We start from the raw sequence: 11,901 nt of genomic DNA on the forward strand, positions 1-11,901 counted from the left end.
TTGCAGTGACCGGCGCAGAGCAGCCCACGGCCGGAACCCGCGCCATTTCATATTCGAAATGACGTATGCACGGGCGATGTGTCAACCGTGAAAACGCGCTATCGTAACGGCGAACCTCGAAGGAAGACCCAATGCCGGTCAAAATGCCGGAAGCCGACAAGGACGTGCTGGCGCGGCGCGCCAGGATCGTTGCCGCACTGCGCAATATCGTGCCGGGCGAGGGCGTGATCGCGACCGAGCGCGAAATGCGTCCCTACGAGTCCGACGGGCTGACCGCCTACAGGCAACTGCCCATGGTGGTCGTGCTGCCGGACACCGCCAAGCAGGTCTCCGAGGTTCTGGCCTACTGCCACGCCGAGGGCATCAAGGTGGTGCCGCGCGGCGCGGGCACCTCGCTGTCGGGGGGCGCGCTGCCGCTCGAGGACGGCGTGCTGCTCGGCATGGCGAAATTCAACCGCGTGCGGGAGATCGACTTCGAGAACCGCGTCGCGGTGGTCGAGCCGGGCGTGACCAATCTCGCGATCAGCAACGCGGTGGCGCATGAAGGCTTCTACTACGCGCCGGACCCGTCCTCGCAGATCGCCTGCACGATCGGCGGCAACATCGCGGAGAATTCCGGCGGGCTGCATTGCCTGAAATACGGCATGACCACCAACAACGTGCTCGGCTGCGAAATGGTGCTGATGAACGGCGAGACCGTGCGCATCGGCGGCAAGCATCTCGATGCGGCGGGCTACGACATTCTCGGCCTCATCACCGGCTCGGAAGGGCTGCTCGGCGTCGTCACCGAGGTGACGGTGCGCATCCTGAAGAAGCCGGAAACCGCGCGCGCGCTGCTGGTCGGCTTCAACAGCTCGGAAGACGCCGGCGCCTGCGTCGGCCGCATCATCGGCGCCGGTATCATTCCGGGCGGCATGGAGATGATGGACCGTCCGGCGATCCATGCGGTCGAGGAATTCGTCCATGCCGGCTATCCGCTCGACGTCGAAGCATTGCTGATCGTCGAACTCGATGGGCCGAAAACGGAAGTGGATCACCTGATCGCGCGCGTCGAAGAGATCGCAAAGTCCTGCGGCGCGGTGAAATGCCGGGTCTCGGCGTCGGAGGAGGAGCGTTTGCTGTTCTGGGCTGGCCGCAAGGCGGCGTTCCCGGCGGTTGGGCGTATCTCGCCGGACTATATGTGCATGGACGGCACCATCCCGCGCGCCAAGCTGCCCGAGGTGCTCGCCCGCATGAGCGAGATGTCGGAACGCTACGGGCTGCGGGTCGCCAATGTGTTCCACGCCGGCGACGGCAATCTCCATCCGCTCATTCTGTTCGATGCCAACAAGCCTGGCGAGCTGGAGAAGACCGAGGAATTCGGCGCCGACATCCTGAAGCTCTGCGTCGAAGTCGGCGGCGTGCTGACCGGCGAACACGGCGTCGGCGTCGAGAAGCGCGACCTGATGCCCACGATGTTCTCCGAAACCGATTTGAACCAGCAGCAGCGTGTCAAATGCGCCTTCGACGAGAAGGGCCTGCTCAATCCCGGCAAGGTGTTCCCGGTGCTGCATCGCTGCGCCGAACTCGGCCGCATGCATGTCGCGGCTGGCCGGCTGCCGTTTCCCGACATTCCGAGATTCTAGGCCGGGGATGTCCGACACATTGAAGCCGCGTGACGCGAAGGACGCCGAGGACGCCGTGCAATGGGCGCTCGGCCACGACAAGGCGCTGGAGGTCGCAGGCTCCGGCAGCAAGCGCGTGATCGGCCGGCCGAGCCAGACCGATCTGACGCTCGACCTGTCGGGGCTTTCCGGCGTCACGCTCTATGAGCCGGAGGAACTGATCCTGTCGGCCGGCGTCGGCACGCCGCTGGCGGAGATCGAGACGCTGGTCGCGACGAACGGCCAGGAGCTTGCCTTCGAGCCGGTCGATTACGGCCCGCTGCTCGGGCGCGAGGCGGGCGAGGGCACGCTCGGCGGCACGATCGCGGCGAATCTCGCGGGCCCTCGCCGCATCCGTTCGGGCGCGGCGCGCGATCACTTTCTCGGCGTGACGGCGGTGACCGGGCGCGGCGACACGATCAAGTCCGGCGGCCGGGTGGTGAAAAACGTGACCGGCTACGATCTCTGCAAGGTGCTGGCCGGCTCATGGGGCACGCTCGCGGCGATGACCGAGGTGACAATCAAGGTGCTGCCGCGCGCCGAGACCGAGGCGACCGTGGTGGTCGGCGGCCTCGACGACGCTCGCGCGGCGCAGGCGATGAGCGCGGCGCTCGGGTCGTCTTACGACGTTTCCGGCGCCGCGCATCTGCCGGACCATGTCGCATCGTATTTCGACGGTCTGCCGAAAGCCGAAGCCTCGACCGTGCTGCGGCTCGAAGGCTTCGCGCCGTCGGTCGCGCACCGCAAGGAGGCGCTGGCCGCGCTGATGAAGCCGTTCGGGCCGGTCGCGCTGCTCGACGAGGCGGGTTCGCGTGCGCTGTGGCGCAGCATCCGGCAGGTCAAGGCGTTCACCGCCGCGCATGCGAGCGAGCGGCCGCTGTGGCGCATTTCGACCGCGCCGGGCAAAGGCCACGAGATTGCCGCGCGGCTGACGCCCGCCGCGCAGATGTTCTACGACTGGGGCGGTGGCCTCGTCTGGGTGGCGATGCCGATCGCCGACGAGCCGGACGAAGCGTCTGTGCGCGCCGCCGTCGCCGAACTCGGCGGCCACGCCACGCTGATCCGCGCGCCGGAGGCGATCCGCGCCGCGACCGACGTGTTTCAGCCGGAGGAACCGGGCGTCGCGGCGCTGACGAAGCGGATCAAGGCGAGCTTCGATCCGAAGGCGGTGCTCAATCCGGGCCGTATGTGGGCGGGAGTCTGAGACGTCATGCAAACCTCGTTCACGCTCGCGCAACTGATGGACCCGCAGATCAAGGAAGCCGACAAGATCCTGCGCGCCTGCGTGCATTGCGGCTTCTGCACCGCGACCTGTCCGACCTATGTGCTCTTGGGCGACGAACTCGATTCCCCGCGCGGGCGCATCTATCTTATCAAGGAGATGCTGGAGCACGACCGGCCGGCGAGCCGCGAGGTCGTTACCCATGTCGACCGATGCCTGTCGTGCCTGTCCTGCATGACGACCTGTCCGGCCGGCGTGCATTACATGCATCTCGTCGATCATGCCCGCGCCCATATCACCGAGACCTACAAGCGGCCGCCGATCGACCGCGCGATCCGCGCTTTGCTCGCCGCGGTGCTGCCTTATCCGTCGCGGTTTCGTTTCGCGCTGGTCGCCGGCATGGTGGCGCGGCCGTTCGCGGCGCTGTTCGATATCGGGCCGCTGAAGCCGCTCGCCGCGATGCTGCGGCTTGCGCCGTCGGGCCGCGCCGCACCGCCGGCCGAGCGGCTCGGCAAGGTCTATCCGGCGGAAGGAGTGAAGCGCGGCCGCGTCGCGTTGCTGATGGGCTGCGTCAATCCGGTGCTGGCCCCCGCGACCATCGACGCGACGATCCGCGTGCTGAACCGGCACGGCGTCGAGGTGGTGGCGCCGGCGGGCGAGGGCTGCTGCGGCTCGCTGATGCATCACATGGGCCGCGAGCACGAGGCGCTGGCGCAGGCGCGCGCCAATATCGACGCCTGGACCGCCGAGATCGAGGGCGAGGGGCTCGACGCCATCGTCATCAACGTCTCCGGCTGCGGCGTGACGATCAAGGATTACGGCTTCATGTTCCGCAACGATCCCGCCTATGCCGCCAAGGCGGCACGGGTGTCGGCGCTGGCGCAGGACATTTCCGAATATCTCGCGCTCAAACAGGTTGCGCCGTCGCGCGACGTGTCGGCGCTGCGCGTCGCCTATCACGCCGCATGCTCGCTGCAGCACGGACAGAAGCTGACGCGCGAGCCGAAGGATCTGCTGTCGCGGCTCGGCTTCACGCTGCGCGACGTGCCGGAAAGCCACCTGTGCTGCGGCTCGGCCGGCACCTACAACATTCTCCAGCCGGACATCGCGACGCGGCTGCGCGAGCGCAAGGTCGCCAATATCCGCACGGTGAAACCCGACGTGATCGCGGCCGGCAATATCGGCTGCATCACGCAGATCGCGGCTGGAATCGATGTGCCGGTGATCCACACGATCGAGCTGGTCGACTGGGCGACCGGCGGTCCGGTGCCCGAGGCTCTCAAGGACCGCGAAGAAGCATTACAAAACGGCGCATGATTGCTATGCCGGGTCCGGCAATTCCGTTTTGATTCGCGTTTTGATCCGGCGGTCGTACTGGCTCCGCCTCAAGGACATTCAGATTTGGAGATTGGCCCATGGCGAAGTCCAAAACGTCAAAATCGGCGTCGGCGTCGAAGAAGCGCTCCGGCAGCAAAGCCGGAAACGGGAAGAGCAAGGCAAATGCGAAAGCATTGACGGCGGCAAAGCGCGCGGCGGCGGTGCGCAAGGCTGCCGGCAACAACAAGGGCAAGGCCAGCGCGAAGGTCGCCGCGACGAAGACCGCCAAAGCGGCGGCGAAAACGGCGGCGAAGAAGCCGGCGGTGGCCGCGCGCAACGGCGCGGGCGCGTCAAAGGTTTCGACCGAACCGGCCGCGCCGCCGCCGTCGGGCGGCTTGTTTAGCAGCCTCCTCAGCATGTTCTCGTCCGGTGGGCAGAACCGCTAGGGCATTTTTGTCTGTCGCGGTTTCGTCACGCGAGCAAATTCACGTCGCACGATAACGCGCCGATGCGAGAGTGGCGGTGGCGGCCGTTTGCTGCCCCGGATTGCGCCGCCGCTATATGCCGAATAACATCGTCAGTTGAATATCAAGAGCTTGCGGCTGGCGCTCTGCCGCCGCCGGGTCCGATGGGCGAACGCCACGATCATCTCAAAAAACAAGGGAGCGATACCGCCATGGCCTACAACATCCTTCTGATGGGCGCGTCCTACGGTTCGCTGCTCGCCTCCAAGCTGCTGTTTGGCGGCCACTCCATCCATCTTGTCTGCCTGCCGGCGGAAGCCGATCTCATCAATGCCGAGGGCTTCAAGGTGAAGCTGCCGGTGCGCGGGCGCTCCGAGCCGGTGCTGCTCGAGTCCCGAAAACTGCCCGGCAAGGTGACGGCCGGACCCGCGGCCGGCGTCGATCCCTCCAAATACGACCTCGTTGGCCTGTGCATGCAGGAGCCGCAATACCGCTCGCCCGGCGTGCGTGAACTGCTCGACGCGGTCGGCAAGTCGCGGGTGCCCTGCATGTCGATCATGAACATGCCGCCGCTGCCATATATCAAGCGCATCCCCGGCCTCGACTACAAGGCGCTCGAAGCCGCCTATACCGATCCGCGGGTGTGGGATTCGGTCGATGCCAAGAAGATCACGCTGAACAGCCCGGACCCGCAGGCGATCCGTCCGCCGGACGGCAAGGCGAACGAACTGCTCGTCACGCTGCCGACCAACTTCAAATGCGCGCGCTTTGAGGACGACAAGGACACGGGGCTCATCCGCCAGCTCGAGAAGGACGTCGACGCCGCGCGCTTCGATGCGCCGGAGGGCAAGATCGAGCTGCCGGTGAAGCTGAAGGTCTACGACTCGATCTTCGTTCCGCTCGCGAAATGGTCGATGCTGCTCGCCGGCAACTACCGCTGCATCACCGACGACGGCATGCGCACGGCGCAGGAAGCGGTCCATTCCAACATCGAGGAATCGAAGTCGGTCTATAATTTCGTGGTCGACCTCTGCGTGAAGCTCGGCGCCAATCCGAACGATCTCGTGCCGTTCGAGAAATACGCCGCCGCGGCGCAGAGCCTGTCGCGCCCGGCGTCCGCCGCGCGCGCGCTGCAGAACGGCGCGCCGAACATCGAGCGCGCCGACAAGCTGGTGCAATTGATCGGCAAGCAGAAAGGCATGAGCCATCCGGTGGTCGACGCCATCGTGGCGCGGGTCGACCGCAGGCTCGAGGCGAACCGGAAGAAAGCCTAGCCGATCCGGACGACCTTGTCGGCATCCGCGGCCGGCGCCGCGGCGGCGTCGCGGTTCGCCAGCGCTTCCGTGACGGCTTCGATGACCTCTTTGGGGCGCAGCGGCTTGCAAAGCGTGCGCACCGCGCCGGCCTCGGACGCCATCGCCTCGAAGCCCGGCATCTGCGGACTGCTGCTCTGGCCGAGCATGAAACCGGAGGCGAGGATCAGCGGGAGGTCCGGATTGATCTCACGGATCGTCTCCACGACCTTGATGCCGTCCATGTCCGGCATGAACAGATCGACAATGGCGAGATCGACCGGCTCCGCGCGGATCAGCGCGATGCCGGCCTTGCCGCTCGAGGCGGTCGCGACATCGTAGCCGTTGGCGCGGAGTAAAATCCCCGTGGCTTCGCAAACGAAATTGTCGTCGTCGATAATCAGAATGCGCGGCATGAAAACAGTCTCCACCCGGCAAACCGGCGCGAGGTGCCCAGCGGGTCTTAAAGTAGGTGTGAAAGGTGAATGAATTACAACCGCGGGGTAGCGGTGCGGCGTTCTGCGTATTGCGGTTGTTCGGCCTCATCGCGGGACAACGCGAGGCGGATCATGCGGGCCAGATCGTTTTTCCGGTAAGGCTTTACGAGCAGCAGCACGCCGGCCTCGATGCGGCCGTGGCGAATTGAAGCATCCTCGGTGTAGCCCGAGGTAAACAGAACCTTAATGTCGGGCCGCCGCAGCCGCGCCTCTTCCGCCAGCCGCCGGCCGTTCAGCGGACCGGGCATCACCATGTCGGTAAACATGAGATCGAACGGCGTGCCGCGGTCGATCAGGTCCAGCGCCTCCTGCGCGTTGCCGGCGGTGATGGTCGCGTAACCGAGATTGGCAAGCTGGACGAGAACCGACGAGCGCACCGTCGGGTCGTCTTCCACGACGAGGATACATTCGCTGCCGCCGCCCGGCGCGGCTTCGGCTTGCGTCTCGCCGGTTGCCGACGCGGCGTCCGCGCGCGGCAGATAAATCTTGAAGGTCGTTCCCTGGCCAACTTCGCTGTAGAGCCTGATGTGGCCGCCCGACTGCTTGACGAAGCCGTAGACCATGCTGAGACCAAGGCCGGTGCCTTTGCCGACGCCCTTGGTCGTGAAGAAGGGTTCGAAGATCTTGTCCTTGATGGTGTCCGGAATGCCGGGGCCGGTGTCGCTGACCGCGATCATCACATAGGAACCCGCGGTGACGTCGACGCCGGCGCCGACATCGCCGTCGTCGAACTGCACGTTCGAGGTCTCGATGGTGAGCTTGCCGCCGTCGGACATGGCGTCGCGCGCATTGACGGCGAGGTTGAGGATCGCCGTCACCAGCTGCGCGGGATCGACCATCGCCGGCCAGGCGTCTTCTCGCAGCCGCCAGTCGATTTCGATGTGCTCGCCGAGCGTCGGACGCAGGAGCGCGATCGCCTCCATCAGCACCCGGCGGATTTCGGTGATCTGCGGTTGCAGCGGCTGCTTGCGGGCGAAGGCGAGCAGGTGGCCCGTCAGCGCCGAGCCGCGTTCGGCCGCTTCGCCGATCAGGCGGGCGATCGAGGCGAGATCGGGCCGGTCGGCGACGCCGGCGGCGAGAATGTCGATCGTGCCGGTGATGACGCTGAGCATGTTGTTGAAGTCGTGCGCGATGCCGCCGGTGAGCTGGCCGATGGCGTCGAGCTTCTGCGACTGGCGGAGCTGCTGCTCCATCTTGTTGCGTTCGGTGATGTCGGTGAGCGCATAGGCAAGGGCCTTGACCTTGCCGTTGTCCATGATCGCCGCACCTTCGAAACTCACCTCGACGGGCGTGCGGTCCTTGCGCAGACGTTTCACGCGGATGTCGCGCAGCACCTCGCCGGCGGTGGCGCGGCTGACCAGCGCATCGAACTCCGCGTCGCCGCCCGGCGGCACCAGCGGGTAGGGCTTGCCGACGATTTCGGCGCTGGTGTAGCCGAAGATTTCTTCCGCCGCGCGGCTCCACAACAGGACGGTGCGGTCGAGGTTCAGGCAGATGATGGCGACCGGCGAGGTGTTGATGATCGCGGTCAACGCTTCCTTGGCGTTGCGTTCGGCCGCCGCCAATTTTTTCTGGGCCGTCATGTCGCGGCCGATGAAGAAATGGCGGTCGATCTCGTCGGACCACACACCCATCCAGTTCAGCGTGACGATTCCGCCGTCCTTGCGCAGATAGCGCGTCTCGAAGTTGCGGACGTCGTGTCCGCGCCGTGCCATCCGCATTTCCTCGCGGGTGGAGTCGAGGTCGTCGGGATGCACGAAGCCGACGCCGTTGCGTCCGACCATCTCGTCCGGGCTGTAACCGAGGATCGGCGCGGCGCTGGGGCTGACGCGCGTGAAGGTGCCGCGCCGGTCGGTGACCAGGATGAGATCGAGCGAGCTTTCGAACAGGTAGCGGAGCTGGGTGATTTCGTTCTGGTGTTCCTTGCGTGCGGACAGCCTGCGGCGCATGCCGTCGTTCGACAGCAGGTAGACGCAGCCGATCAGGGCAAGGCCCAGACCGGCGGCGAGGGCGCCCAGGAGGTCGGCCCGTTCGTAGGCGAAGAAGGCGACGAATGCGGCGACCGCGGCCGCCAGCGCCAGAATCAACCATCGCAGCAGCCTGCGGCCGCGCGGGCTGAGGAAGGACCGCGCCATCGTTGCAACGGGAGGCTGGTCGGTCACGCGCGGCTCCTCGGTTGCGCCCGTTCGCGAATCAACCGGGGCAATGTTATTTTGCATTGATAAAGTGGGATTCGCCCGCCGCCATTGGCGTTATCCAATGCCGCGGCCCTGCGGCGGCCCTCCGCGTAACCGCGCAAATGTCCGTCGTGGCGTCAGCATTCGGTCCGGCCGGACGGGGCGTCCCGCGTCCGGTCCGCAGCCGTTCCGCGTGTCAATCTCGTGACAATCCCGCAACAGGGGGCCGGTTTCTCTGGATAGCGGCCGAATCTGCCTAAAGAGGCAGCAATTGCCGGTGTTTTGGCGTTGCCGCGTCGCGAGGCCGCGGGTCTTAATTTGCGCGCATGTACGTCCTGTCGCGTTTGGGGGAGCCAACGAAACCGGCGTTTCCAGGGTGTGCTGACAAGTTTGCAAAAGGGCCGGCGCGTCTGGCCGCGAAAAAGGGGCAGGGTCAATGAAGAAAATTGGTTTGTCTGTGGTTGCGGCGGCCGCGCTGTTTGCGACGTCCGCGTTCGCAGCCGACATGCCGGTCAAGGCCGTGAAGGCGACGCCGGCACCGGCGACGCCGGTGTTCGATATCGCGTTCGGCGCCTGGGTCGGTTCCGACTACAACTTCCGCGGCATCTCGCAGTCCAATCGCAAGGCGTCGGGCGGCGCCTATTTCGAGCCGCAGTTCAACACGTCGTTCGGCCAGCTCTATGTCGGCACCGCGATCGCGCGCATCGACTGGCCGGCCTCGCTCGGCTTCACCGACCCGTCGGCGGAAGTCGATTTCTACGGCGGTTGGCGCAACACCTGGGGTCCGATCTCGGCCGATCTCGGCCTGATCTACTATTATTACCCGAGCGAGAGCTTCAACGGCTTCACCTCGCAGAGCGATTTCTACGAGCTGTATGCCAAGTTCGGCTACGCGGTCACCCCCGATCTCAGCTTCGGCCTGAACTTCTTCTACACGCCGGATCTCCTGCACTACAGCACGAGCATCGCGGCGCCGGCCTCGGGCCCCGGAACCGGCAAGCCTGACGGCCTCTATGTGTCGTTGACCGGCAAGTGGGTCACGCCGCTGAAGTGGGGCGATTTCGGCACCTACCTGTCCGGCGAACTCGGCCACTGGTGGATCGACGACGCGCCGTTCCGCAGCGCGGGCTACACGGCCGACCCGAGCTACACCTACTGGAACATCGGCGCGGCGCTGACCTACAAGGTCTTCACGCTTGACTTCCGCTATCACGGCAACGACCTGAGCACGACCGAGTGCGCCACCTTCCTGTTCTCGGCCGTCGGCAACGGCTCGAACAAGTGGTGCAACGACGCCTACATCGTCACGCTGAAGGTCGATACGACGCTGTCGGCGCTCGGCATCGTCAAGTAAGCGCTCCGTCGTACTGCCCTTTGACGGCGGCATCCTTGCGGATGCCGCCGTTTTCGTTGCGCGCGGGCGAAATCGGCCGATAGCACTCCTAAATTGCATTGTCGGGAGTGGAAGTTGTAAGGGGAGGTGCTGCCAATCCCCACGACTGAAACCGTTTCGACCTTGACGCTTTCGACCGCTTCGACATCGACGACCGACGCCTCCCTTCGCCGTATCGGCCTCGTCTGGCTGTGCATCTGCGCGCTCGGCGTCGGCGCGGTCACCGGACTGGGCGCGGTGGTGCTGCGCGCGCTGATCGCGCTGTTCCACAACCTGTTTTTCCTCGGCGAGTTTTCGCTCCTCTACGACTCCAACACCTTCGACCCGCCCAATATCTGGGGGGCGGGGATGATCCTGGTGCCGGTGATCGGCGGCCTGATCGTCGTCTTCCTGGTGCGGACCTTCGCGCCCGAAGCGCGCGGCCACGGCGTTCCAGAGGTGATGGACGCGATCTACTACAAGGGCGGCCGCATCCGCATGGCGGTCATCTTCATCAAGTCGCTGGCCTCCGCGTTGTCGATCGGCTCGGGCGCCTCGGTCGGCCGGGAAGGGCCGATCATCCAGATCGGCAGCGGCATCGGCTCGACGGTCGGCCGGCTGCTGCGGCTGCCGCCGTGGCAGGTCATCACGCTGATCGCGGCGGGCGCAGGCTCGGGCATCGCGGCGACGTTCAACACGCCGCTCGGCGGCGTCATGTTTGCGCTGGAGCTGATGCTGCCGGAGGTGTCGTCGCGGACCTTCCTGCCGGTCGTGATCGCGACCGGAGCCGCGACCTATATCGGCTGGCTGTTTTTCAACTATCTGCCGGCCTTCCAGATTCCGCCGGTCGACTATCCGGAACTGAGCGCGTCCGCCGCGCTGCTCGTGCTTTGCGTGCTGCTCGGCGTCTTGTCGGGCGTCGCCTCGGCCGCGTTCGTGAAGACGCTGTCCTTCATGGAAGACCTGTTCGAGCGCATGCCGGGCAATGCCTATACGCGCAACATCGCCGGCATGCTGCTGATCGGCGTTCTGATCTATTCGCTGGAGGCGTGGACCGGCCATCGCCACGTCGACGGCGTCGGCTATGCGACGATCCAGTGGGTGTTGTCGGGCGGCAGCGCGGCGGCCTGGTTCCTCGCGCTGCTGTTCGTCCTGAAGCTGATCGCCACGACGGTTAGCCTCGGCGCCGGCGCGTCGGGCGGCATCTTTTCGCCGTCGCTGTTTCTCGGCGCGATGCTCGGTGGCGCGTTCGGCGCGGTGGTGGCTGCGATCTGGCCGCAACTCGGCGTCGGCGTCGAAATCATGGCGCTGATCGGCATGGCGGCGGTGGTCGGCTCGGGCACCGGCGCGGCGATGACGGCAATTTTGATGATCTTCGAGATGACCCACGCCTATGCGGTCGTGGTGCCCTCGATCATCGCAGTCGCCGTCGCGCTCGGCGTGCGCCGCACGCTGTCCTACGAGAACATCTACACCATCAAGCTCGCCCGCCGCGGCCACCACATCCCGCGCGAACGTCATTCGCATATGTTCATGATCCGCCACGCGAGCGACGTCATGCTGCCGGTTCGCGGCATCGTCGACAGCGCCGGGATTTCCGCCGCGGCCGCCGCCGCCAAGGGCGGGGCGGCCGGCTACCTGATCGTGCGCGACGGCAACCACGTCGCCGGCCTGCTCAAGGTCGGCGAAACGATCGACCCCGGCGAGACGGTGGTGGACAAGACCTTCGTCGTGGTGCGCAGCAGCGACTTCATCCGCGACATCATGAGCCGGATGGCGAAATCGAACCGCAGGCCGCAGCTTGCGATCGTCGTCGACCGGCGCGGCGTGCCGCGTCCGCAGGATGTGCTCGGCGTAGTCACGCGCACGGGCATCGCCGACACCATCATCGCCGACCTGAGCAAATAGTCCGTTCGC

Annotated in this window: 9 protein-coding genes and 1 pseudogene; 6 read left to right on the forward strand and 4 right to left on the reverse strand. The window is 66.0% G+C overall.

Going from position 1 to position 11,901, the window contains the following annotated elements; translation table 11 throughout:
- Window positions 1–131 precede the first annotated feature (131 nt).
- Genes AB7F10_RS01465 through glcF form a run of 3 tightly spaced genes read left to right on the forward strand, consistent with a single transcriptional unit; the run spans window position 132 to window position 4,182 of the window.
- Window positions 132–1,625, forward strand: a complete 1,494-nt coding sequence (locus AB7F10_RS01465; RefSeq protein ID WP_428558070.1) for an FAD-linked oxidase C-terminal domain-containing protein — start codon at window positions 132–134, stop codon at window positions 1,623–1,625.
- 7 nt (window positions 1,626–1,632) lie between these two features.
- A complete protein-coding gene (gene glcE, locus AB7F10_RS01470; protein ID WP_428558069.1) occupies window positions 1,633–2,847 on the forward strand; it encodes a glycolate oxidase subunit GlcE in 1,215 nt (404 codons plus the stop codon).
- A 6-nt stretch (window positions 2,848–2,853) separates the two neighbouring features.
- Window positions 2,854–4,182, forward strand: coding sequence for a glycolate oxidase subunit GlcF (gene glcF / locus AB7F10_RS01475; RefSeq protein WP_428558068.1), 1,329 nt, complete (start codon window positions 2,854–2,856; stop codon window positions 4,180–4,182).
- On the opposite strand, the gene AB7F10_RS01480 is transcribed toward glcF, so the two are convergent.
- Complete coding sequence (locus tag AB7F10_RS01480; protein WP_428558067.1) at window positions 4,145–4,600, reverse strand: hypothetical protein; 456 nt, start codon at window positions 4,598–4,600, stop codon at window positions 4,145–4,147. The genes glcF and AB7F10_RS01480 overlap by 38 nt on opposite strands.
- 258 nt (window positions 4,601–4,858) lie before the next feature.
- Here AB7F10_RS01480 and AB7F10_RS01485 point away from each other — a divergent pair, with 258 nt between their 5' ends.
- A complete protein-coding gene (locus AB7F10_RS01485) occupies window positions 4,859–5,920 on the forward strand; it encodes a hypothetical protein (protein ID WP_428558066.1) in 1,062 nt (353 codons plus the stop codon).
- Here AB7F10_RS01485 and AB7F10_RS01490 read toward each other — a convergent pair.
- The 3 genes and pseudogenes from AB7F10_RS01490 to AB7F10_RS01500 all read right to left on the reverse strand — a co-directional run.
- A complete protein-coding gene (locus tag AB7F10_RS01490; RefSeq protein ID WP_428558065.1) occupies window positions 5,917–6,354 on the reverse strand; it encodes a response regulator in 438 nt (145 codons plus the stop codon). The two genes, AB7F10_RS01485 and AB7F10_RS01490, sit on opposite strands and share 4 nt — an antisense overlap.
- Before the next feature lie 74 nt (window positions 6,355–6,428).
- Window positions 6,429–8,018 carry an ATP-binding protein gene (locus AB7F10_RS01495; RefSeq protein WP_428587118.1) on the reverse strand — a complete coding sequence of 530 codons (1,590 nt, stop codon included), beginning with the start codon at window positions 8,016–8,018 and terminating at the stop codon, window positions 6,429–6,431.
- Window positions 8,010–8,654, reverse strand: a pseudogene (locus AB7F10_RS01500) (PAS domain-containing protein); the annotation flags it as partial. The gene AB7F10_RS01495 and the pseudogene AB7F10_RS01500, both read right to left, overlap by 9 nt.
- Before the next feature lie 394 nt (window positions 8,655–9,048).
- Between AB7F10_RS01500 and AB7F10_RS01505 the strand changes: the two are divergent.
- Window positions 9,049–9,966: a TorF family putative porin gene (locus AB7F10_RS01505; RefSeq protein WP_428558063.1), complete on the forward strand. Its 918-nt coding sequence runs from the start codon at window positions 9,049–9,051 to the stop codon at window positions 9,964–9,966.
- Between the two features lie 162 nt (window positions 9,967–10,128).
- The gene (locus AB7F10_RS01510) at window positions 10,129–11,892 is read left to right on the forward strand and encodes a chloride channel protein (RefSeq protein WP_428558062.1); all 1,764 of its coding nucleotides are present in this window, start codon (window positions 10,129–10,131) and stop codon (window positions 11,890–11,892) included.
- The last annotated feature ends 9 nt before the right edge of the window (window positions 11,893–11,901 follow it).

The sequence above is a fragment of the Pseudolabrys sp. genome (genome assembly GCF_050250095.1).
Classification (GTDB): Bacteria; Pseudomonadota; Alphaproteobacteria; order Rhizobiales; family Xanthobacteraceae; genus Pseudolabrys.